This is a genomic window from Actinomadura chokoriensis, assembly GCF_041463665.1.
GTDB lineage: Bacteria > Actinomycetota > Actinomycetes > Streptosporangiales > Streptosporangiaceae > Spirillospora > Spirillospora chokoriensis_A.
This window is the reverse complement of sequence record NZ_JAXCEJ010000004.1, coordinates 353,232-375,289: the sequence shown is the minus strand read 5'-3', so window position 1 is coordinate 375,289 and position 22,058 is coordinate 353,232. Positions and strand designations below refer to the sequence as shown.

Genomic DNA, 22,058 nt, shown 5'->3' with positions numbered 1-22,058 from the left:
GCGCCGACCCGGGGTCATGGACGGAAGGGCCCAGGATGCGGGTGTTGCTGCACTACGACATGGATCACGACGAGGCCGGCCTCGACATCGTGAGCTGCTCCGAGCAGGACGACCCGCGGTTCGCCGAGCTGCTGCCGGGCACCGAGGTCATCTGGCACGTGCTCCGCCCGCTCACGGCCGCCGACATGGACCGGGCGCCGAAGCTGCGGCTGATCCAGAAGCTCGGCACGGGCGTCAACACCATCGACCTCGACGCCGCGCGGGAACGCGGGATCGCGGTCGCGAACATGCCGGGGCAGAACGCGCAGGCCGTCGCGGAGACGTCTCTGCTGCTCATGCTGGCGGCGCTGCGCCGGGTCGTCGCGTTCGACGCGCGGACGCGGCGCGGCGAGGGCTGGCCTGCCGCGCGGTCCCTGGCCGGCGGGGAACTGGCCGGACGGACGGTCGGGCTCCTCGGCGGCGGCCAGATCGCGGGCCTGCTGCGCGGCATGCTGGAGGCGATCGGCGCGAACGTCGTCTACACGTCGCGGCGTCCCCGCCGCGACGACCCGGCCTGGCGGGAGCTGGACGCTCTGCTGCGGGCGAGCGACATCGTGTCGGCGCACATCCCGCTGACGGACGAGACCCACCATCTGCTGGACGCCCGCCGGCTCGCGCTGCTCCCGCAGGGCGCGATCGTCGTGAACACAGCGCGGGGCGCGGTCATCGACGAGTCGGCGCTGGTCGCGGCGCTCACGTCGGGGCATCTGGGCGGCGCCGGGCTCGACGTCTTCGAGCAGGAGCCCGTCGACGCGTCCAACCCGCTTCTGGCCCTGGACAACGTCGTCGTCATGCCGCACGTCGCCTGGCTGACCCGCGAGACCTGGGACCGGTACTTCGCCGTCGCGGCGGAGAACTGCCGCCGCCTCGCCCGAGGCGACGACCTCCTCCACCGCGTCGTCTGAGACCGCGGGCGGCCTGCCGAGGCCGCCCGCGCCGGCTCACGTCACGGGATCAGGACCGGCTTCACGACCTTGCCGGACGTCGTGTCCGCCTCCGCCTGGTTGATCTGGTCGAGCGGGTAGGTGGTGATGAGCCGGTCGAACGGGAACCGGTCCTGCCGCCACAGCTCGATCATCTTCGGGATGAACGTGTGCGGGACGGCGTCGCCCTCGATGATGCCCTTGACCGTCCGGCCCATGAGCAGGAGGTTCGCGTCCAGCCGGTACTCGGCGGCGCCGACGCCGACGAGGCCGCAGACGCCGGTGGTGCGCAGCGACGCGACCGCCGTCGAGACGACCTCGGGCACCGCCGTGCTGTCGAACGAGTACTGCACGCCCTCCCCGCCGGAGATCGCCCGGATCTGCCCGGCGATGTCGTCGTCCGCCCCGTTGAGGACGTGCGTGGCGCCGAACTCGCGGGCCAGGTCGAGCCGCGACTCGTGCAGGTCGACGGCGACGATCACGGCCGCGCCCGCGACCCGCGCGGCCATCACGGCGGCGAGCCCGACCGCGCCCGCGCCGAAGATCGCGATGCTGTCGCCGGCGCGGACGCCGAGGGAGATCAGCACCGAGGCCGCCCCGGTCTGGACGCCGCAGCCGAGCGGCCCGAGCTGTTCGATCGGGACGTCGCGCGACACGGGCACGACGTTGCGGACGGTCCCGAGCGCGTGGCTCGCGAACGACGACTGCCCGAACCAGCGCGTGTGGACGGCCTCGCCGTCGCCGGTGGTGGCGCGCGGCCTCCCGTCCAGCGGGATGGCGAGCATGTTGAGCGCGGTCATCTCCGGGCACGCGCCCGGCTGCGCGGACCGGCAGTTGTCGCAGGTCCCGCACGAGTCGAAGGACATGACCACGTGGTCGCCGACGGCGAGGCCGGTGACGCCCGGCCCGACCGCCTCGACCAGGCCCGACCCCTCGTGCCCGAGCACGACCGGCTTGGTGACCAGGTCGCCCGGGATGCGGCCGAGCATGTCGGTGTGGCACATCCCGGTGCCCGCGATCTTGACGAGCACCTCGCCGGGGCCGGGGTCGGCCAGGTCGAGGGACTCGATCGTGTAGGGGGCGTCTGCGGCGCGCAGCACCGCGGCGTTGATCTGCACCAGGGGGTTCCTTCAGGCGATGGAGTAGCGGACGGGAAGGCGCTTCAGGCCGCCGACGAACGTGGTGGCGATGCTCTCCGGTGTCCCGGCGAGTTCGATCGAGCGGAGGCGGGGCAGGAGTTCGCCGAAGAACGCGCGGATCTCCATGCGGGCGAGTGCCGCGCCGAGGCAGTAGTGGACGCCGAATCCGAACGCCAGATGCTTGTTCGGGTCGCGGCCCACGTCGAACCGGAACGGCTCGTCGAAAACGTCCTCGTCCCGGTTGGCGGACGGGTAGGAGAGCAGCACGGCGTCGCCCTCGCGGATCGTGACGCCGCGCAGCTGGTAATCCTGCGTGGCGGTCCGCATGAACTCCTTGACGGGCGTCGCCCAGCGGATCATCTCGTCCACCGCGAGGGGCATCAGGTCGGGCTCCCTGCGGAGCCGTTCGAGCTGGTCGGGGTGCTCGATGAGAGCCTGCAGGCCACCGGAGATCGTCCCGCTCGTCGTGTCGTGCCCGGCCGTCGCGACGATGACGTAGTACGAGGCGGTGTCGAAGTCGTTGAGCGGCTCGCCGTCGATCCGCGCGTTCGCGATGGCGGACGCGAGGTCGTCCGTCGGTTCCTTGCGCCGCGCCTCCGTCAGCGCCTGGAAATAGGCGAAGAAGTCCAGCAGGACCTGCAGTTTCTCCTCGTTCGTCGTACCGCGCTGGAACTCGTCGTCGTCGACGCCGAAAAGCTCCTGCGTCAGCTTGAGCATGCGGCCGAAGTCGCTTTCGGGCAGCCCGAGCAGCGAGAGGATCACATACAGCGGGAAATGGACGGCGACCTCCTGGGCGAAGTCGCATTCGCCGCCGAGGTCCACCATCCGGTCGACGTACCGTTTCGCCAGTTCCTGGATGCGCGGCTCCAGCGCCCGCATGGCGCGCGGCCGGAACCAGTCCGCGCCGATCGCCCGGATGACCCGATGGTCGGGATCGTCCATGTGGATCAGCGTCCGCAGCGCGATGCCCTCCTCGGCGCGCTGCCGGTTCATCTCGTCGAACTCGGCGGTGCCGAGCAGCGGGCGCGGCGCGTTGAGGAAGATCGGGTGGTTGCGCTCGATCTCCAGGACGTCCTCGTGCTTCGTGATCGCCCAGAAGGGGTGGTAGCCGGGAGCGTCCACCCAGTGCACCGGCGACTCGCGGCGCAGCAGCGCGAGCGAGTCGTGAAACCGCCGTTCGTCGGCGTAGGCCTTCGGGTCGGCGAGGTCGAGCCCCGCCCGGTCCACGGTAAGCGTCATCGCTCTGCTCCTCGATCGGGCTGCCGCCACACAGGAACCTACGGGCCCGAATCTGGTTCGGTCAACGATCCGCAGCCGCCCCTGGGCGGGATGACTCAGATGTCGGTGAAGTCACCGTGCCGGCCGCGACCGCCGGCGAAACGTGCGGCGCCCCGGAGCGCGTCGTCCAGCGAGCCGATCCCGTGCCGGTACTCGACGGCGAGCGCCTCGTCCTCCGGCAGGCCCTCCGCGTCCAGCACCGACATGCGGTCGTTGCGCAGGCATGCCTGCGGGAACCCGGCCAGCTCCGCCGCGAGCGCCTCGGCTGCCTCCCGCGACGTGCCCGCCGGGACGAGCCGGTTCGCGAGACCGATCTCGAACGCCTCCTGCGCGCCGACGGGACGTCCGGTGAGGATCAGGTCCATCGCGCGGCTCGTGCCGATCAGCCGCGGCAGCCGGAACGTCCCGCCGTCCACGAGGGGGACGCCCCAGCGGCGGCAGTAGATCCCGAACGTCGCATCCTCCTCGACGACCCGCAGGTCGCACCAGAGGGCGAGCTCCATGCCGCCGGCGACCGCGTGGCCCGCGACCGCCGCGATCACCGGCTTGGACAGCCGCATCCGCGTGCAGCCCTCGGGACCGTCCGCCGGGGGCGGGTCGACGCGCGGGCTACGGTCGGTGCCGATCGACTTGAGGTCGGCGCCGGAGCAGAACGTCCCGCCCTCGCCCCACAGGACGGCGACGCTTCCGTCCTCGTCCGCGTCGAACGCGCGGAACGCGCCGGCCAGCTCGCGCGCCGTCGTCCCGTCCACGGCGTTGCGGGTCTCGGGACGGGACATGACCACCGTCGTGACGGGGCCGTCTCGCTCGATCCGTACTGCCACGCGGCCCCCTAGTCACCGGCGAACGCGCCGTCCGCCAGATCTTCGAACCGTTCGAGGTCCTCCGCCGGGGCGTCGATCGCGCGCAGCGGACCGGCGTCGGCGAGATGCGTCCGAGCGTAGAGGCGTGCGACGAGCGCCTTGCGGTCGTCCCCCGAATCGGCGCGCTCCCAACCGGCCTGCTCCAGCAGCAGCGCCGCCGCGTACACGTCCGCCATGTACTGGGCGAGTGGGAAGAGCCGTGCCTCGGCGACACTCCTGTCCAGGCCGCGCCACTTCTCTATGGCCTGTCGGAGGTGCCCGATGCGCTCGCCGACCAGACCGGCGGTCGCGTCGTCCCCGCTCGGCGCCCGCTGGACGGCCTGGGCGACCCTGTCGAGGAACGGCTCGTGCGCGTCCTGCCGCTCGATGGCGCGGCGGACGTCCAGGCACAGGATGTTGTCGCCGCCCTCCCAGATGGGGTTGACCTGCGCGTCCCGGAGGATGCGCGCCACCGGCCACTGCTCGATGTAGCCGTTGCCGCCGTGGATCTCGATCGCATCGCTGGCGGCCGTGACACCCAGCCTGGACGCCCTCAACTTGATCAGCGCGGCCCCCATCCTGAGCCTGGGCCGTCCCAGATAACCGTCGAACACCAGCGCCTGGACGGCCTCGGTCTCGACGATCAGCTCGGCCAGTTTGCGTCGCATCAGAGGCTGATCGGCCAGCGGGGCACCGAACGCCTCGCGCGCACGCGCGTAGCAGAGCGACTCGACGAGGGCCCTTCGCGCGCATCCGAGGCCCATCATCGAGATGCCCAGGCGAGCGCTGTTGGTCAGCTCCATCATGCGGGCGAGCCCCTTGCCGTCCCCGCCCTGCCCGGCGCTGGACGACGGGGCCAGCAGGAACGCCTCCGCGTCCGTGAACTCGATCTCCGCCGAAGCGACCGACCTCGTGCCGAGCTTGTCCTTGAGCCGCCGGATGCGGACACCGTTACGCGACCCGTCCCGCCGCTCCTTGAGAACGAGGAACGGCGCGATGCCCCGCACCCCGTCCGCCGCACCCTCGGACTTGGCGAGCACCACGAACGCCGACCCGTTCGCATTGGACGCGAACCACTTGAAACCGTTGAGGCGCCAGGCGTCCCCGGCCTTCGAGGCGGTCGACTCCAGCGCACCCAGATCAGACCCGCCCGACCGTTCCGTCAGCATCTGTGCGGCCTCGCCGGACATCTCCCCGGCCGCGAACAGCTCCCGCACCCGCTCCCGGACGTCGTCCGGCGCGAACATCTCCGCCAGCCGCACGACCATGTCGCCGCCGGTGCCGAGCGCGCACGCCATGCCGATGTCGGCCTGGTCGAGCAGGTAACTCCACGCCACGCCCAGCGGCGCGGGATCGACCCCCTCGGCCTTCGCCTCCGCGACGAAATCGGGCCGCGTGAACGACGTCGCGACGAGATCCCTCCTGGCAGCATCGAACGACGGCGGCATGACGACCTCGCTGACGTCGCGTCCCCACCGGTCGTACTTCTCCAGCCGCGGCGGATTCCGGTCGGTCTCCTCTGCGCGCTCGGCGATCGGCCCGCCCATCAGCGCGCCCATCTCCTTCAGCCGCGGCTCGGCCCACCCGAACCCGTCCCCGAGATGTCGCCGCATGAGGAACCGCAGCGTGGGGTCGCATTCGTACCAGTTGCGGCCCACCGCGCCCCGGTAACGCTCGGTCGCGTACCGGCGCGCCTTCTCCGCGCCGCCGAACGGCAGCCGGTCGAACGGCTCGATCAGATAGGACGTCATGCTCCGACATTACGCTTCTCCATCACGCGATGGAAGCTTGTAACGAGGAACGACCGTGCCTGTCGCGTCCCGATAAGGTCAAGGTCAGCCATGGACAGCCTGGAGATCCGCCCGCTCACCGCCCGCTCAGTCGTGCTGAGCACGCTGCTCGGCGTCCATCCGCCCCGGCTCCCGGCCCGCCACCTCGTCCGCGTCGGCGACCTGTTCGGCATCGCCGAGGGGACGATCCGGGTCGCGCTCTCCCGCATGGTGGCGTCGGGCGACCTCGTCCAGACCGGCGGCGCGTACACCCTGACCGAACGCCTCCTCGACCGGCAGGCCCGCCAGGACGAGAGCCGCTCACCGCAGACGCTCCCCTGGGACGGCACCTGGGAGATCGCCGTCATCACCGCCGAACGCCGCCCCGCCGCCGACCGCGCCGCACTCCGCCAGGCCATGTCCGCGCTCCGCCTCGCCGAACTCCGCGAGGGCACCTGGCTGCGCCCCGCCAATCTGACCCGCGCGCGCCCCGCCCCGGTCGTCCGCCAGTGCACCTTCCTGACCGGCCGCCCCGAAGAGGACCCCGCCGCCCTCGCCGCCACCCTCTGGGACCTGGACGCCTGGACGACCAAAGCCGACGCCCTCCGCACGGCCCTCTCCGAGGCCACCGAAATCGCCGACCGCTTCACCCTGGCCGCCGCCGTCCTACGCCACCTGCTGAACGACCCGCTGCTCCCTTTGCCCCTCCTCCCGTCCGACTGGCCCGGCACAGCCCTCCGCACCCTCTACGAATCCTTCGAGAAGGACTTCGAACAACTCCTCACGACCCAGGTCCTGACCTGAACAGGCCGGAGAGATCCATAAGTCGGCCATAGTCCGATATGTTCACAACCTCTAGCCTGACCATCCGTCGGGCGGGAGGTTCGATGGACCGGGCAGAGCAAGCGGCGTCCCTGTTACCCCACGTCAACCGATTAGCCGAAGAACACGGCCCCGCCCTCAAACGCGCGCACGCGCTCCTCCTCGACGGAGCCCTGGTTGGCCCGGCCGCCGACCGCCTTCAGAAGACCCTCGCAAACCGACACGACGACGTCCGCTCGGCCTTCTACGCCGCCTTCGACGCCGTCCGGCACCTGGCCGCCGGCGCCGGCCCACCCCGCACCCGAGAGCCGTACATCCCGGGCGCACCCCGAGGTACCCGCGCGGCATCAGCCGTCCGCAGCGGCTCACCCGACGCCCTCGACCAACTCAGCGCGGAACTGACCCGCGCCTCGAACTCCTGGCAGGACGCGGCACAAGCCCTGTCGGAGATCCTGGCGAACCTTGGCCTCAGCACCGCCCCCGCCCGCACGATCTCCCGCGCCGCACGAACCGTCTCCGACCAGAAGCACGCAGTACACCGAAGCCGCGACGAACTCCTCAAGACAGACCGGCAAGAGGTCGTCCAGTCCGCCAAGACCGGCAACGTGCTTCACGACGGCTGGAACGCCTACGTCCACCACTACCTCCCCGGCCTCGGCCAAGGCGTGAAGGACATCGGCCTCAGCGCCCTCGCCGGCAACCCGGCCACCGCCCCCTTCTACATAGCGGTCAAGCCGAAGGGCTGGCTGGAGCGAGGCCCCGTAGGCCAGATCCAAGGGCTCGCCCAAGGCGTCCAACATCCGGTCGCCTTCGCCAAGGCCGTCATCAACTGGGAAGAATGGAAACGCGACCCCGTCCGAGCCTTCGGCGAGGCCGCACCCACGATCGTCATCACAGCGGTGACCGGCGGCACGGGCTCCGGATCAGGCGCAGCCGCCCGCCTCTCCACAGCCCTCCGCCGCACCGGCAAAGCCGAAACGGCCACGTCCGCCCAAGCCCTGAAGAACGCCGCCGCCGAAGCCCCCAAGACAAGAGACCTGACCAGGCAACCTCCGGATACCCCTGGCGCTCCCCAAACAGCACCGGAGCAGGCTGGTCACCGGGCACTTCCACGAAGACCCGGTACCGCCGACGAACCTCACCCCGCCCTCACCGCCGCAGAGAAACAAGCACTGGAAAATTATCTTAACGATCTAAAGGAGGCGAATCCCAAAAAGTATGCTGAAGCGGCGCGGGACCCAGACCACAACTTCAAGGCGACCAAGGGCTCCTACGACGAGGCCAAGATATCATTGGATCTCGTCAAGAGAGGAATATTCGACGAGAGCTATCAGCGCCCCAGCGGACCAAAGCAGGGAGACTTTATCGACAAGGGCATTCATTGGGACATCAAAGGCATTCATTCAGACTGGCCACCAGGCGTACCCCAACACGTCCGCGCAAGACCGTTTCCAAATGCCTACAATTCAGCGGACTTTCGGAGCACTCTGCTCAAGCAATTCCAGATGAACCGGGGAGTGATAATCGACACGCGAAATGCCGATCAAAGTGCGATCAACGACATGAAGCGAATCATTGAACAGGAGGGGTGGGGTGACCGCGTCATCTGGTACCCCTGACGGCGACTGGAAGCCTCGGGCATGGCCGACCAACTCGGAGGCCGCCGCGACACTGCGCGCTTGGCTCGCCGATCCCGGCTCCACTCTTTATGCGCTCGATCTGGATTTCCGTGATGCAGGCCTGGCCGACGCCAACTTCATCGAGGCCTGGTTGAGCGGCTCGAACTTTGCCGACTCCGACCTCAGCCGCAGTTTGCTGTGGAGAGCACACTGCGAGAACACGAATTTCAGCGCAGCGAATCTCACCGAGGCCGAACTGGTCAAGTCCTTCCTCACGGAAGCGAACTTCACGGACGCTCAGATGATGGGCGCCAAGCTCGGGCGGGCGGAATGCATACGAACGTCCTTCGCCGGCGCGGACCTGAGGCGTGCGCAGATCGGGGATGCAACGTTCATCGACTGCGACATGAAGAAGACCGACCTGCGTGGATCGACCGTGACGATGGCCGCATTCGGTGGGACCGACCTCACGGACGCCAAGGTGAGCGGTATGACCGGGAGCGTGGTCGGCTCGATCGCACTCACCACCCACGGGTCGAAAACTGAGCTTGACGGCATCCAGTTGGAGCATTGGCTGAGAGGCAAGGGCGCGGATGTATCGGTTGAGAATTAGCAGCCCGCCTGCTTCCGACCTCCATTAACCAGCCGCCTGCTAATTCCCATATCTGGGCCCGACGCTCGAACGGCGAAGGAGCCCGGAGCAGATACATCGAAGTTCCAAGTAGTCGGAGATCACAATGGTCCGTTCGTTCCACTGGCGAGGGTTCGCCTCGGAGGAGGTCGAAGCCCTTTCGGACTGGAACATATTCACCGAGGACATCAATGAGCACCTCTATGAGGTGCTGGCAAAGCATCCTCCGGACGAGAAGTAGATATCCTCACCGGGCCCCGGTCGACTTCGTGTGGTGGACAAAGTTCAGCCTCGACCTATGAGGCCGAGGCTTGCCTACCTGGGGGTCAGAGGTCCAATTCGTTCCGCTTGATGTGCGACACCAGCTCGGCGAAGTCTCCGGGGGCCAGGGCGACGTGCCCCGCCTCGGGAGCCTTAGAGTCCCGGATGCCAACCACGTTGGTCAGGCGTGCCAACTCGACGCAATTCGCTTGGCCGGTGTCCGCGCTGCGGCTGGACTTTCTCCACTGGGTCACTGCTGAGCCTCGATCATCTCTTGGAGTCTGGCGCGGGTGGCCTCGGGAGAGAGAGCGCGCCCGCTGGTGCGATCAAATGCGACGGTGAGCCTACGGAGGTCCTCGGTCTCGGTCACCAGTCTGCCACGCGCAGGAGTCTCAACGAACCCGACCTCTCGCTCAGGAGTGGTGAAGAGGTGAAAGGCTCCCTCAAGTCCCACCTGTAGTCCGACATCGAGGGATACCAGCCGAAGGGTGACGTTGGGCAGGTCCGCCACCTCTATGAGCTTGGTGAGCTGGCCCAGGCGAATGGCGGGCGGGATGACCGTGAGAGCCACCTCCGACAGCAGAATCGAAACGTAGGGCGGATCGGCTCGGGTGAGGACGGCTTGTCTCTCCATTCGCCGGTCAACCTGGTCTTGGACGTCCAGAACACCCGCCAGGGTGAACGCCTCGCGCGCGTACTCGGGAGTCTGGAGCAGCCCTGGCACGAAGGCCACACCGTTCATGCGGATCACGTTGGCCAGGGACTCGTACTCGGCGAATGCGAGGAACTCGACCGGTGCCTGCATGGTGTCGGCGTAGTGGTGAAGCGCCGCCAGCAGCCCTCCGGTGTTCCACTCGGCATCGAGAGTCCGAAGAGCCTCGGTTGGAGGGTGGTTCCGACCGGCCTCCCAATTCGAGACTGTCTTATGATCGGCGGCCACCAGCCGTCCCACAGCAGCCTGGGACATCCGGTGCTGTTGACGGAGTTTTCGCAGCGTATAGGCCAAGAGAGACCAGAGGCCAGCCATCGGGTCGATGGACTCAGCGCTACTCGTCATCACCTCTCCGTAACTCTCGAACCTCTCGCGAGACAGCGCAAGGCTAGCCCCGGCCGTGTGACTCTGTGCGCAGAACGCGAACTTCCTACGTGGGGCGGTGCGGCGATGACCACGGTCACTGGACATGGCGATCTTGAGCTGACCTTCCTCGCGGCTCGGACGGCTCCGGGTCAGGTCCGAATGCAGGTGGAACTGCGTTTGGCCTCCTGGGGGCTGTCCGCGCTGCGCGATGACGTGACGTTGATCGCCAGTGAGTTGGTGACCAACGCCGTCGAGTACGCGCCTTCCGAGCGGGAGATCCGCGTGCGGTTCACGCGCGAGAGGCGCGGGGTGCTGCTTGAGGTGTGGGACTCCTCGGACGCCATGCCGATGCGCAGGAGCGACGAGGAAGGGATCGGCGGTCGGGGACTGCCGATCGTGGAAGCGCTGGCCGCTGAGTGCGGCGTCCACCCGACCGAGCCACACGGGAAATGGGTGTGGGCGCGGTGCCAAGTGGCCTGATGGGTGGACACCTGGACTGGCGAATCACACCGGGATAGGCGGGTCATGGATGAAAGGAGCGTGTGAGGTGGCGCTGGGTCTGGTTCAGGCAGTCGGCCGGTGGCGGCTCGTCCTGGAGGCTCGGACGTTGGGAAACCATGACACGGCGGTACAGAGGCTGGAGGTGCTGCGGGCCGCGCTCTTGCCACTGGGCTGGCGCTGCGTCGGGCTGTACGACAAAAACGAGTTCCGGTTCCCGGTGCCGCTGTTGTGGGTTTACGCCTGCGGGGCCGCCGCCGACGTCGGGGCCGTAGTGACGGTACGGGCACTGCCGGGTGAAGCGTGGGGCTACTTCGAGGCCGGGGCCGGGCGGGCCGGGTTCGTCTCGCCGTGCGGGGACGTGAAGGCGGCGGCCGGAGCTATGGACCTGCTGTTGAAGCACCGCATGTTCCCGCGCCAAGAGTGGGCCTAATCGTGGTGGACCACGCGATGAAGGCCCCGGCTCCCGTTTCGCGCTAGGAGGTCGAGCGGGGCCGGGTAAGCATGCATCGATTGAGGGCCTGCCGGATCAGAAGGTGATGAGTTGGCGGACGGCTTTGGCGGTGTGGAGGTGGTCGAAGCCCTCGTTGATGTCGTCCAGGGGAAGGCGGCCGGAGAGCAGGGCGTCCACCGGGAGGGTGCCGTTGCGGTACATGGCGATGAAGCGGGGGACGTCGCGGCGGGGGACGCAGGAGCCCAGGTAGCTGCCGCGGAGGGTCTTCTCCTCCGCGACGAGGCTGAGGGCGGGCAGCGACAAGGGCGTGCCTGGGGCGGGGAGGCCGACGGTCACGGTCGTGCCGCCCGCGCGGGTCGCGGCGTACGCCTGCTCCAGGACGGGCACCACGCCCGTTGTGTCGATGACCTTCTCCGCGCCGCCGGACGTCAGGTCGCGGATCGCTTCAGTGGCGTCCGGGCCGCCCTCGATGGGGTGAGCGCCCAGGCTCTCCGCGAGGTCGAGCTTGTCCGGGACGACGTCGACCGCGTAGACCGCCGCGGCGCCCGCGGCCTTGGCTGCGAGGACGGCGGACAGGCCGACGCCGCCCAGGCCGAAGACCGTGACGGTGTCGCCGAGGGTCACGGCGGCGCTGTAGAGGGCCGCGCCGGCGCCGGTCAGGACGGCGCAGCCGAAGAGCGCAGCGATGTCGTAGGGCAGGTCCGGGTCGACCTTCACGGCTGACCGGGACGAGACGACGGTGTACTCGGAGAACGCCGAGACGCCGAGGTGGTGGTTGGGGCGGGTGCCGTCCGGGGCGAGGAAGCGTTTGCCGCCGCCGAGGAGGGTGCCCGCGCCGTTCGCCTGGGCGCCGGGGCCGCAGAGGGCTGGACGTCCGCCGACGCAGCGTTCGCAGTGGCCGCAGGCCGGGACGAACGCGAGGACGACGTGGTCGCCGACGGTGAATTCGGTGCCGGGGCCGGTTTCGACGACTTCGCCCGCCGCTTCGTGGCCGAGGGCCATCGGGAGGGGACGGGGCCGGGAGCCGTTGATGACCGAAAGGTCGGAGTGGCAGAGGCCCGCCGCGCCGATCCTGATCAGGAGTTCGCCGGGGCCGGGCGGGTCGAGGCGCAGGTCGGCGATCTCCAGCGGACGCGAGGACGCGTAGGGAGCGGGGCGTCCCGACTCGACGAGGACGGCGGTGCGGGTCTCGGTCATGGGGTGAGCAGCTTCTCCATCTCGGTGCGGACGGCGCCCGTGATCTCGACCGGGCGGCGGGTGTTCCGGTCGACGAAGACGTGCACGAAGTGGCCCTCGGCGACGGCGGCGCCGTCGGACGCGCGGAACATGCCGATCTCCCAGCGCACGCTGGACCGGCCCAGCTTGCCGATGCGGAGGCCGACCCTGATCGCGTCCGGGAACGACACCTCGGCCTCGTACTCGCAGTGCGACTCGACGCAGAGGCCGATGGCGTCGGACGTCGCGGGGTCGAAGCCGGCCGTCCGGATCATCCACTCGTTGATGACGGTGTCCATGAGCGAGTAGTGGACGACGTTGTTGACGTGCCCGTATACGTCGTTGTCCTTCCACCGCGTCGGGACGTTCTCCCAGTACTGGTACTCGCCGGTCATGAAGGGCAGCCTAGGGTCGTCCCGGCGGTGCCGCGGCATCGGCCCGGCAGGACGGTGACCACGCATAACCGCGTCCGGGCGGGCAGGTGCCCGCGCCCAAATGCGTCCGGCGCGCGAAAGGCCCGCCCCGGACGGGACGGGCCTTCCGCGCGGGTTCAGTACTTCCGGCGGCCGCCGCCTCCGCGCAGCTTGGCGAGCAGGCCGCGTGCCTTGGCCTGCGTGCGCGGGTCGCGGGCGTACCGTTCGGCCCTGGCCCGCACCTTGCGGCCCTGCGGACCCTTGGCGTATTTCATGATCCGGTCGACGACCGATGGCATGGGGGCCTCCTCGGACTAGGGTCTTTGTTCAACGAATGCCCGGTCCGAGAAGTTCAGAACGCCTCGTCGAGCGTGACGCTCCCCTCGACGCCGATCTGGTAGGCCGAAACCCGCCGCTCGAAGAAGTTGGACAGCTCCTGGACGTCCTGGAGCTCCATGAACGCGAACGGGTTCGCGGTGCCGTAGCGGACGGGGAGCCCGAGCCGGACGAGCCGCTGGTCCGCGACGTATTCGAGGTAGGCGCGCATGTCGTCGGCGCTCATGCCGGGCAGCCCGTCGCCGCACAGGTCGCGGGCGAACGCCAGTTCCGTCTGGACGGCCTCGTCGAGCATCGTGGTGATCTGCGCGGTCAGCTCGGCGTCGAACAGGTCCGGTTCCTCGGCCCGGACGGTGTCGACCACGGAGAACGCGAACTCCATGTGCATCGATTCGTCGCGGAAGACCCAGTTCGTACCGGAAGCGAGGCCGTTCAGCAGCCCGCGCGACCGCAGCCAGTACACGTACGCGAAGGCGCCGTAGAAGAACAGCCCCTCGATGCAGGCGGCGAAGCAGACGAGGTTGAGCAGGAAGGCGCGCCGGTCTGCGGCGGAGCGCAGTTCGTCCAGGGAGCCGAGTGAGTCGATCCAGCGGAAGCAGAACTCCGCCTTGGCCCGGATGGACGGGATGTGCTCGATCGCCGCGAACGCCCGCACGCGCTCGTCCTGATCGGGCAGGTACGTGTCCAGAAGGGTCAGGTAGAACTGTACGTGGACGGCCTCCTCATATAGCTGCCGGGAAAGGTAGAGCCGGGCCTCCGGGGCGTTCACGTGCTTGTAGAGATTCAGCACCAGGTTGTTCGCCACGATCGAGTCGCCGGTGGCGAAGAACGCGACGAGCCGGTTGACCAGGTGCAGCTCGGCCGGCGTGAGCCGCGCGAGATCGGCGAGGTCGGACGCGAGGTCGACCTCCTCGACCGTCCACGTGTTGCGGATCGCGGCCCGGTAGCGCTCGTAGAAGTCGGGGTACCGCATGGGCCGCAGGGTCAGGTCCATGCCGGGGTCGAGCAGCATGCCCTGCCCTTCCGTTCGCGTGCTCACTGGCAGGCCTCGCAGGTCTCGGGGTTCTCCAGGGAGCACACTGCGGCGGCGACGGTCGTCTGCGCGATCCGCGTCGCCGGGCGGGAACGCAGGTAGTAGGTGGTCTTCAGCCCGCTGCGCCACGCGTAGGCGTACATCGAGGAGAGCTTCCCGATCGTCGGCGTCTCCATGAACAGGTTCAGCGAGTGCGCCTGGTCGATGTAGGGGGTGCGGGCGGCGGCGAGGTCGATGAGCGCCTTCTGCGGCAGTTCCCAGGCCGTCCGGTAGAGGGCCAGCATCTCCTCCGGCAGGTCGACCAGGCCCTGGACGGAGCCGTTCGCCTTCTTGATCGCCTCCCGGACGGCGGGCGTCCACCGGCCGAGCGACTTCAGGTCGTCCACCAGGTAGCCGTTGATCTGCAGGAACTCGCCGGACAGCGTCTCGCGCTTGAACAGGTTGGACACCTGCGGCTCGATGCACTCGTAGCACCCCGCGATGGACGCGATCGTGGCGGTCGGCGCGATCGCGATCAGCAGCGAGTTGCGGAGCCCGACCTCGGCGACGCGCTCCCGGAGCGCGGCCCACGCGGCGGGACGGGTCGGCGCCGCGTCCGGGAAGTGGTCCAGGTGCAGCCGGCCGCGAGCGGTGCGCGTCATGGCGTAGGCGGGCAGCGGGCCATGCGCGGCGGCGAGATCGGCGGACGCCTCGTAAGCGGCCAGCGCGATCTCCTCGGCGATACGCGTCGACAGTGCGCGGGCCTCATCCGAGTCGAACGGCAGGCGAAGCGTGAAGAACACGTCCGCGAGGCCCATCACGCCCAGGCCGACCGGTCGCCACTTGCGGTTGGTCTTCTCCGCTTCGGGTGTGGGGTAGAAGCCCTTGTCGATGGTTCGGTCCAAGAACCGGACGGCGGTGCGGACCGTTGAACGAAGCCGCTCCCAATCGACCCCGGCAGGGTCCACGTGCGCGGCCAGATTCACTGATCCGAGGTTGCAGACGGCCGCCTCGCCGTCGCTCGTCACCTCAAGGATCTCCGTGCACAGGTTCGACAGGTGGACGGTCTGTCCGGGCTCGGCGGTCTGGTTGCAGGCGCGGTTCGCGGCGTCCTTGAACGTCATCCAGCCGTTGCCCGTCTCGGCGAGGGTCCGCATCATGCGCCCGTACAGTTTGCGGGCCGGGAGCTGCCGGACGAACCGTCCGTCCCTCTCCGCCGCCCGGTACGCCGCGTCGAACTCCTCGCCCCACAGGTCGGCCAGCTCGGGGACCTCCTTCGGGTCGAACAGCGACCACGTCGCGTCGTCCTCGACGCGGCGCATGAACTCGTCCGGGATCCAGTTGGCGAGGTTGAGGTTGTGGGTGCGGCGCGCGTCCTCGCCCGTGTTGTCGCGCAGTTCGAGGAACTCCTCGACGTCGGCGTGCCACGGCTCCAGGTACACGCAGGCCGCGCCCTTGCGGCGACCGCCCTGGTTGACGGCGGCGACGGAGGCGTCCAGCGTGCGCAGCCACGGGACGATCCCGTTCGAATGCCCGTTGGTGCCGCGGATCAGCGAGCCCCGCGACCGGACCTTCGTCCACGAGATCCCGATGCCGCCCGCGTACTTGCTGAGCCGCGCCACCTGCCCGTACCGCTCGTAGATCGACTCCAGCTCGTCGCGCGGCGAGTCGAGCAGGAAGCAGGACGACAGCTGCGGGCGGCGCGCGGCCGAGTTGAACAGCGTCGGGGAGCTGGGCAGGTACGACAGCGTGCTGAGCAGCCCGTACAGCTCGGCCGCCTCCGCCACGTCCTCCGCCAGCCCGCACGCGACGCGCAGCAGGAAGTGCTGCGGACGCTCCAGGACGAGCCGCGACCGCGGATGCCTCAGTAGGTACCGGTCGTAGAGGGTGCGCAGCCCGAAGTACTCGAAACGGTCGTCGGCGGACTCGTCGATCAGCGCGTTCAGCGCCCCCGCGTTGGCGGCGACGAACGCGGCGGGGGCGTCCGCCAGCAGGCCCTCGCGGTGGGCGGCGGCGACCGACTCGGCGAACGTCGTGACGCCGGCGGACGCCGCCTCGTCCCGGATCCGAAGGCCGAGCAACCGCGCCGCCACCCTGGAGTATCCGGGTTCGGCGGGCACCAGGGCGGCGGCCTCGCCGATCGCGAGATCCCGCAGCGCCGCCGCGTCGAGCCCGTCCCCCGGCCGGACGGCGGCGAGCACCCGTCCCGCCTCGACGTCCGGCAGCCCGGCGCAGGCGGCCTCGACCTCCGCGGTGATCCCCGACGCCGGCGGCGCGGCCAGAGCCTGTGTCACGTGCATCTCCCGTCGCATTCCCTCGCTAGCGCCTCGCGGAGGCATGCGAACGGGACGCGACGGCATGCCGCGTTCCGTCCCCGGCCCACCCGCGAGGCCTGGACGTGTCGATCCGGCGGACGACCCCGAACCCCCGAAGAGGTCGCGCTGTACTGCGGTCGCCCCGCCTCCCCCGCGCTGGCAGGTCTTCGGACTCGCGGGCGCCGCCTCCCGGAGGAGGCGTCCTACTGGCCGTCGCTTCCCGGGCCGCGAGGCCCAGTGCGTGATCACGGCGGTCGTTCCCGCTCACCGCTGCGGGGCAGTCCCGGATTCGCACCGGGTTCCCTCTTACGACGCCCCCGCCGCGAGCGGCGGGGGCGTACCAGCACGGGATTGAACCCTACATCTAGTCGGTGATCTTTGTGCAACCCCAAGATGTTGGGCGTGTCGGACGTGTTGCGGGGTCGCCGGGTGCGGGCGGGGAGGGCGGTGGGCCGGTAGGGCCGTCACGTCCGAGCAGCCCCCTCGGCTCTGGTTCCGGGCCGCTCTGGTTCCGGGCCGCGCGCGGCGGTGTTCGCCACCGTGTGCGTCACCCTGGCCGTCCTCGGGCACTGCGTGGCCGCGCTGGTCGTCGCGTGGACGCCCCTCCGCGGCGCCGGCTCGTCCGTCCCGGCGCCCAGCGAGCCGTGAAGTGATCGTTCAGGCGGCGTCAGACGAGCGCGCGGGGAGCGGTTACCACGGGCGCGTCGCCGCGGCTCGGTTCAGGCGGGTCGGGAGAGGTCGGTGATGATCCGGGAGATCTCCTGGAGCGCGAAGGAGGCGATCTGGCGCTGGCCCGCCTCCGCGTCCTCGCGTGTCTCCTCAAGGTCGCCCAGCACGATGATGTTCTCGTCGTTCAACGTCGTGGCCGGCGCGGTGTAGTTGAAGCTGCCGGCGATCACCAGCCGTTCGTCGATGACCATCAGCTTGTGGTGCACCTTCCGCACGCCCGTGCCCGGCTTGTTCTCGAACAGTTCCACTCCGGCGGCCTTCAGCGGCTCGGTGGCCGCCCACGCCTGGGCGCCCTGCCCGTGGTCCAGCACGCCGCGGATGCGCGCCAGCGACGGCGCGAGGCGGATCATCGTGTCGTCGATGCCCGAGGACCGGGCGAAGGTGAACATCGCGAAGTCGACGCTCGCGGCGGCCTTGAGCATCTGCTTCATGATCTCCATCTCCGGCCCGTGCCGGGGCGCGAACAGCGGCTTGACCCGGACCTGCCCCAGCCGGAACTCCGCCGGCCGCGGCTCCGCGCGCTCGTGCAGGGCCCCGAACGTCCCCGAGCGCATCCGGAGGAACTCCTCCAGGTACAGGGCGGCGGCACGCCGCCCCCGCAGTACCAGGACGTGGTTGAGATTGTTGCCCGCCTTCCCGCCCGAGCCGCCCGCCGGATTGGTACCGGTATCGGTGAGCGTGAAGTTCGCCGACCCGGTCAGCACCGCCGCCGTCGGCTCGCCGGCGTCCCGCACGATGAACTTCTGGTGGAAGATCGCCGGGTTCAGATCGGTGACGAGGTCCACGCCGGCCCGCAGCAGCGCCGCGTGGATGAGCCGGTTCTCCTCGTTGGCGCCGGCCGCCGCCCACGGGTCGGCGGCGGGCCGGTCCTCCCGCAGGTAGTCGCCCTCCAGGATCACCTGCACCCGGACGCCGGCTGCCCGCGCCGCGAGGATCGCCCCCGCGATCGACCGGGAGTCCAGTTCCTGCACGGCGACCCGCAGCGTGTGCCGCGCCCCCGCGACGAACTCCCTGATCACCGCGTCCAGATCGTCGGGCCCGCCCAGCACCGTGGGCCCCGCATGCAGTTCGATCCCACCGACCCGCACTGCCATGACGCGCCCACCTCCCCGCCACCACCTTTTACATTCCCCCACAACACCGGATGACCCGCTCAAACCTGTGGATACAGGAGGTCATCCGTCCACCACGACACCGCCCGGCGCGCAAAGCGCGTGTCCTTGGGAGGTCACCTGGTGTCCATGGGCGGTTCGCCGGGCGCTGCGGGCCGCCCGAGCTGTTCGCCATCCCCGACCGGGCCGCGGTCGAGCGGCGGCTGGCCGAGGTGCCGCCGCGCCGCCCCGGGCAGAGCTGGCACCTGCTCGCCCTGAGCGTCCTGCTGTCGGGCGCCTGGCGCGAGCCCGAGCCGGACGGCCTGCCCGACGTCGAGGTGCTCATCCCCGTGTCGTGACCGGGCGCCCTCGATGACCGAGCGCGACCGTCCGCGTTCTTACAGTTATGGAAAAGGGCAGGTCACAGCCGAGATCGGGACAGTTCGCGGGACGGGCGGGGCGGGTATGCGCCGCCGAGGAAGGGGTTGCGGGCGCCCGTCAGAGCCCTCCTAGGGGGAAGGTTGCGAATGTCTCAGGCAATGCAGGACGGAACGATCTGCTCGTCCGGGCCGGTTCTCCAGTCGCGGCGGCGCCGTCGGGGACGGCTCTGGACGATCGTGGCCCTGCCGGCGGTCGCCGTGGCGGCCCTGGGGGCGGCCGCCGGGTGCGGCGGCGACGGAGGATCGGGTGGTTCGTCCGGCTATGGCGGCGGTACGGCGACGAAGTCCCCGACCGGCGGCGCCGGCGCGACGTCCGCCGAGACGATCAAAACGGCGAGCGTGGGGAACCTGGGGACGATCCTGGTCGACGGCGAAGGCCGGACGGTCTACCTGTTCGAGAAGGACACGGGGAACAAGTCGTCCTGCTCGGGGTCGTGCATGGCGGTGTGGCCGCCGGTCACGACCAGCGGGAAGCCCAAACCCGGTTCGGGCGCGAACGCGTCGAAGCTGGGCACCACCACCCGGAGCGACGGCGCGACGCAGGTCAGCTACGCCGGTCACCCGCTGTACTACTACGCGCCCGACGGCACCAGCAGCGGCAGCGCGAAGGGGCAGGGGCTCGACCAGTTCGGCGCCAAATGGTTCGTCATGTCGCCGGCCGGCACCGCCGTCACCAAGTAGGGCGGGGAACGGTGATCGCCATGCGCGAGGTGCTGCGCTACCTGGGCGTACTGCTGCTGTTCGGCATCGGCGCGGTCCACCTGTACGAGTACTTCGCCGACGACTACCGCCTCATCCCGACCATCGGCGTCCTGTTCCTGGTCAACTTCGCCGGCGCGACAGCGATCGGGCTCCTGCTGGCGAGCCCGCTGGAATCGCTGCCCGGGGTCAGGAACGTACCGATCGCCGGGCGGGCGCCGCACGCGCTCGTGGCGCTCGGCGGGATCGGGTTCGCCGCCGGCACCATCATCGGCCTGCTGATCAGCGAGGTGGGCACGCTGTTCGGCTTCCAGGAGAGCGGCTACCGGACGATCATCAAGCTCGCCCTCGGGCTGGAGTCGGCCACCATCGTCGTGCTCGCGGGGTTCCTGGCCCTGGAGATGCTCCGGCTACGCGCGCCCACCCCCACTGAAGCACGCCGGTTCCACTGACGCGGGCACCGAGGCTCGCCGGGATTCATGCGGAGAGCGGTGAGCCTTCCCAAGCGGTTTCTGGTCGGCCGGCCACTGCGCAGCGCGCAGATGGGCGAGACGCTCCTGCCCAAGAAGATCGCGCTGCCGGTGTTCTGCAGCGACCCGCTGTCGTCCAACGCGTACGCCACCGAGGAGATCCTGCTGGCGCTCAGCCTGGGCGGGCTGACGCTGATCCATCTCACGCCGTGGGTCGCGGCCGCGGTCATCACCCTGCTGGCGGTGGTCGTGCTGTCCTACCGGCAGACCTGCCACGCCTACCCCAACGGCGGCGGCGCCTACGTCGTCAGCCGGGAGAACCTTGGCGTCAACGCCTCGCTGGCGGCCGCCAGCGCGCTGCTGGTCGACTACGTGCTGACCGTCGCGGTGTCGGTGGCCGCCGGGGTCGCCAACATCGCCTCCGCGCTGCCGGCGCTGGCGCCGCACACGGTGGGGCTCTCGGCGGGCCTGATCGCGCTGCTGGCGGTCATGAACCTGCGCGGGGTCCGGGAGTCCGGGACGATCTTCGCCATCCCGACCTACGGGTTCATCACCGCGGTCATGGTCATGCTCGTCTGGGGCGCCGGACGGACGCTCTTCGGTGAAACACCGCAGGCCGAGTCCGCTCATTTCGGGATACAGGCGACCCACGGCACGACAGGCTGGCTGGTCGTAGCGCTCGTCCTGCGCGCCTTCTCCCAGGGCTGCACCGCGCTCACCGGCGTCGAGGCCGTCAGCAACGGCGTCCCGAGCTTCAAGGTGCCCAAGAGCAGGAACGCCGCCGCCACGCTGGCGATCATGGGCGGGATCACCATCGCCATCTTCGCCGGGATCACCGCGCTCGCCCTGGTCTCGGACGTGCGGGTCGCCGGCAGTACCCGGCTGCTGACCGGCGCGCCCCCCGGCTACCAGCAGAAGACCGTCATCACCCAGGTCGCCGCGGCCGTGTTCGGCGACGGGTCCTTCCCGTTCTATCTGGTCGCCGGCTTCACCGCCGCGATCCTGGTGCTGGCGGCCAACACCGCCTTCAACGGGTTCCCGACCCTGGCCTCCATCCTGGGCCAGGACGGTTTCCTGCCCAAGCAGTTCTCCCGCCGCGGCGACCGGCTCGTCTTCAGCAACGGCATCGTGATCCTCGCCGTCCTCGCCGGCGGGCTGATCTGGGCCTTCCATGCCAGCACGACCCGTCTCATCCAGCTCTACATCATCGGCGTCTTCGTCTCGTTCACGCTCAGCCAGACCGGCATGGTCCGGCACTGGACCGCCCTTCTCGGGCAGGCCGCCGCGCCGCGCCGCGCCGGGATCCACCGGGCCCGCGCGATCAACGCCGCCGGCGCGGCCCTCACCGCCGTCGTCCTCGTCGTCGTCCTGATCACGAAGTTCACCCACGGCGCCTGGATCGTGGTCATCGCCATGCCGGTCCTGTTCATGATGATGAGGTCCATCCATGGCCACTACACGCGCGTCGCCGCCGAACTGGAGCCGTCCGACGAGGCGGTCTCCCTGCCGAGCCGCGTCCACGCCGTCGTGCTGGTGTCCAAGCTCCACACGCCCACCCTGCGCGCCATCGCCTTCGCCCGCGCGACCCGGCCGTCCACCCTCGTCGCCGTGACCGTCCGCACGTCCGGCAGCGACACCGAGGAGCTCGAAGCGGAATGGGCCCGGCACGGCATTCCCATACCGCTGACCGTTCTCGACTCCCCCTACCGCGACATCACCGGCCCCGTCCTCGACTATGTCGGCCGGGTCCACCGCAGGAGTCCCCGCGACGTCGTCTGCGTGTTCATCCCCGAATACGTCGTCGGTCACTGGTGGGAGCAGCTCCTGCACAACCAGAGCGCTCTCCGCCTCACGGCGCGGCTGCTGTTCCGGCCGGGCGTCATGGTCACCAGCGTCCCCTGGCGGCTCGGCTCCGCCGAGACGGTCGTCCACCCGCCCGAACGCACCGCCATGACCACCCGCCGCGGACACAGGTCCTGAAAGGC

General features: G+C 69.8%; 23 protein-coding genes and 1 riboswitch. Of the genes, 11 read left to right on the top strand and 12 right to left on the bottom strand.

Annotated features, from left to right (window positions below):
* Window positions 1–35: 35 nt before the first annotated feature.
* Window positions 36–944 (top strand): NAD(P)-dependent oxidoreductase, encoded by a 909-nt coding sequence (locus SM418_RS10375; RefSeq protein ID WP_371940145.1) that lies wholly within the window; start codon window positions 36–38, stop codon window positions 942–944.
* 41 nt (window positions 945–985) lie between these two features.
* Here the strand turns inward: SM418_RS10375 and SM418_RS10370 are convergent, their stop codons facing one another.
* From SM418_RS10370 to SM418_RS10355, 4 genes are all read right to left on the bottom strand, one after another.
* Window positions 986–2,080, bottom strand: coding sequence for an NAD(P)-dependent alcohol dehydrogenase (locus SM418_RS10370; protein ID WP_371940146.1), 1,095 nt, complete (start codon window positions 2,078–2,080; stop codon window positions 986–988).
* A 12-nt stretch (window positions 2,081–2,092) separates the two neighbouring features.
* Window positions 2,093–3,340, bottom strand: coding sequence for a cytochrome P450 (locus SM418_RS10365; RefSeq protein WP_371940147.1), 1,248 nt, complete (start codon window positions 3,338–3,340; stop codon window positions 2,093–2,095).
* A 95-nt stretch (window positions 3,341–3,435) separates the two neighbouring features.
* Window positions 3,436–4,203 carry a crotonase/enoyl-CoA hydratase family protein gene (locus tag SM418_RS10360; protein WP_371940148.1) on the bottom strand — a complete coding sequence of 256 codons (768 nt, stop codon included), beginning with the start codon at window positions 4,201–4,203 and terminating at the stop codon, window positions 3,436–3,438.
* 8 nt (window positions 4,204–4,211) lie between these two features.
* On the bottom strand, window positions 4,212–5,972 hold the full coding sequence (locus tag SM418_RS10355; protein ID WP_371940149.1) for an acyl-CoA dehydrogenase family protein: 1,761 nt from the start codon (window positions 5,970–5,972) through the stop codon (window positions 4,212–4,214).
* 90 nt (window positions 5,973–6,062) lie between these two features.
* On the opposite strand from SM418_RS10355, the gene SM418_RS10350 reads away from it, so the two are divergent.
* The 4 genes from SM418_RS10350 to SM418_RS10335 all read left to right on the top strand — a co-directional run bounded on the left by SM418_RS10350 (window position 6,063) and on the right by SM418_RS10335 (window position 9,303).
* A complete protein-coding gene (locus SM418_RS10350) occupies window positions 6,063–6,794 on the top strand; it encodes a PaaX family transcriptional regulator C-terminal domain-containing protein (RefSeq protein ID WP_371940150.1) in 732 nt (243 codons plus the stop codon).
* Window positions 6,795–6,877: 83 nt separating this feature from the next.
* Window positions 6,878–8,431: a hypothetical protein gene (locus SM418_RS10345; RefSeq protein WP_371940151.1), complete on the top strand. Its 1,554-nt coding sequence runs from the start codon at window positions 6,878–6,880 to the stop codon at window positions 8,429–8,431.
* Window positions 8,406–9,044 carry a pentapeptide repeat-containing protein gene (locus SM418_RS10340; protein ID WP_371940152.1) on the top strand — a complete coding sequence of 213 codons (639 nt, stop codon included), beginning with the start codon at window positions 8,406–8,408 and terminating at the stop codon, window positions 9,042–9,044. The genes SM418_RS10345 and SM418_RS10340 overlap by 26 nt, the downstream gene beginning before the upstream one ends.
* A gap of 124 nt (window positions 9,045–9,168) precedes the next feature.
* On the top strand, window positions 9,169–9,303 hold the full coding sequence (locus SM418_RS10335; protein WP_371966058.1) for a hypothetical protein: 135 nt from the start codon (window positions 9,169–9,171) through the stop codon (window positions 9,301–9,303).
* 85 nt (window positions 9,304–9,388) lie between these two features.
* On the opposite strand, the gene SM418_RS10330 is transcribed toward SM418_RS10335, so the two are convergent.
* Together SM418_RS10330 and SM418_RS10325 are read right to left on the bottom strand one after the other, a co-directional pair.
* Window positions 9,389–9,577: a DUF397 domain-containing protein gene (locus SM418_RS10330; RefSeq protein ID WP_371940153.1), complete on the bottom strand. Its 189-nt coding sequence runs from the start codon at window positions 9,575–9,577 to the stop codon at window positions 9,389–9,391.
* Window positions 9,574–10,380 (bottom strand): Scr1 family TA system antitoxin-like transcriptional regulator, encoded by an 807-nt coding sequence (locus tag SM418_RS10325; RefSeq protein ID WP_371940154.1) that lies wholly within the window; start codon window positions 10,378–10,380, stop codon window positions 9,574–9,576. Before SM418_RS10325 ends, SM418_RS10330 begins: the two co-directional genes overlap by 4 nt.
* 105 nt (window positions 10,381–10,485) lie before the next feature.
* On the opposite strand from SM418_RS10325, the gene SM418_RS10320 reads away from it, so the two are divergent.
* Both SM418_RS10320 and SM418_RS10315 read left to right on the top strand, forming a co-directional pair.
* Entirely contained in the window at window positions 10,486–10,881 is a 396-nt protein-coding gene (locus tag SM418_RS10320) for an ATP-binding protein (protein ID WP_371940155.1), read from the top strand.
* Window positions 10,882–10,948: 67 nt separating this feature from the next.
* Entirely contained in the window at window positions 10,949–11,332 is a 384-nt protein-coding gene (locus SM418_RS10315) for a hypothetical protein (RefSeq protein WP_371940156.1), read from the top strand.
* 96 nt (window positions 11,333–11,428) lie between these two features.
* Here SM418_RS10315 and SM418_RS10310 read toward each other — a convergent pair whose 3' ends face one another.
* The 6 genes from SM418_RS10310 to SM418_RS10285 all read right to left on the bottom strand — a co-directional run bounded on the left by SM418_RS10310 (window position 11,429) and on the right by SM418_RS10285 (window position 18,467).
* Window positions 11,429–12,550: a zinc-dependent alcohol dehydrogenase family protein gene (locus SM418_RS10310; protein WP_371940157.1), complete on the bottom strand. Its 1,122-nt coding sequence runs from the start codon at window positions 12,548–12,550 to the stop codon at window positions 11,429–11,431.
* Window positions 12,547–12,963 (bottom strand): acyl-CoA thioesterase, encoded by a 417-nt coding sequence (locus tag SM418_RS10305; protein ID WP_371940158.1) that lies wholly within the window; start codon window positions 12,961–12,963, stop codon window positions 12,547–12,549. Before SM418_RS10305 ends, SM418_RS10310 begins: the two co-directional genes overlap by 4 nt.
* A gap of 155 nt (window positions 12,964–13,118) precedes the next feature.
* Window positions 13,119–13,280, bottom strand: a complete 162-nt coding sequence (locus SM418_RS10300) for a hypothetical protein (RefSeq protein ID WP_371940159.1) — start codon at window positions 13,278–13,280, stop codon at window positions 13,119–13,121.
* 53 nt (window positions 13,281–13,333) lie between these two features.
* Window positions 13,334–14,356 carry a ribonucleotide-diphosphate reductase subunit beta gene (locus SM418_RS10295; RefSeq protein ID WP_371940160.1) on the bottom strand — a complete coding sequence of 341 codons (1,023 nt, stop codon included), beginning with the start codon at window positions 14,354–14,356 and terminating at the stop codon, window positions 13,334–13,336.
* Window positions 14,353–16,629 carry a ribonucleoside-diphosphate reductase subunit alpha gene (locus SM418_RS10290; RefSeq protein ID WP_371966057.1) on the bottom strand — a complete coding sequence of 759 codons (2,277 nt, stop codon included), beginning with the start codon at window positions 16,627–16,629 and terminating at the stop codon, window positions 14,353–14,355. Before SM418_RS10290 ends, SM418_RS10295 begins: the two co-directional genes overlap by 4 nt.
* Window positions 16,630–16,785: 156 nt before the next feature.
* Window positions 16,786–17,004: riboswitch (cobalamin riboswitch) on the bottom strand.
* 359 nt (window positions 17,005–17,363) lie between these two features.
* Entirely contained in the window at window positions 17,364–18,467 is a 1,104-nt protein-coding gene (locus SM418_RS10285; RefSeq protein WP_371940162.1) for a phospholipase D-like domain-containing protein, read from the bottom strand.
* Window positions 18,468–18,517: 50 nt separating this feature from the next.
* Here SM418_RS10285 and SM418_RS10280 point away from each other — a divergent pair, with 50 nt between their 5' ends.
* The 4 genes from SM418_RS10280 (at window position 18,518) to SM418_RS10265 (ending at window position 22,053) form a co-directional block, all read left to right on the top strand.
* Window positions 18,518–18,823 carry a hypothetical protein gene (locus tag SM418_RS10280; RefSeq protein WP_371940163.1) on the top strand — a complete coding sequence of 102 codons (306 nt, stop codon included), beginning with the start codon at window positions 18,518–18,520 and terminating at the stop codon, window positions 18,821–18,823.
* A gap of 180 nt (window positions 18,824–19,003) precedes the next feature.
* Complete coding sequence (locus SM418_RS10275) at window positions 19,004–19,585, top strand: COG4315 family predicted lipoprotein (RefSeq protein ID WP_371966056.1); 582 nt, start codon at window positions 19,004–19,006, stop codon at window positions 19,583–19,585.
* A gap of 20 nt (window positions 19,586–19,605) precedes the next feature.
* Entirely contained in the window at window positions 19,606–20,055 is a 450-nt protein-coding gene (locus SM418_RS10270; protein ID WP_371940165.1) for a hypothetical protein, read from the top strand.
* A 39-nt stretch (window positions 20,056–20,094) separates the two neighbouring features.
* Complete coding sequence (locus SM418_RS10265) at window positions 20,095–22,053, top strand: APC family permease (protein WP_371940166.1); 1,959 nt, start codon at window positions 20,095–20,097, stop codon at window positions 22,051–22,053.
* Window positions 22,054–22,058 lie beyond the last annotated feature (5 nt).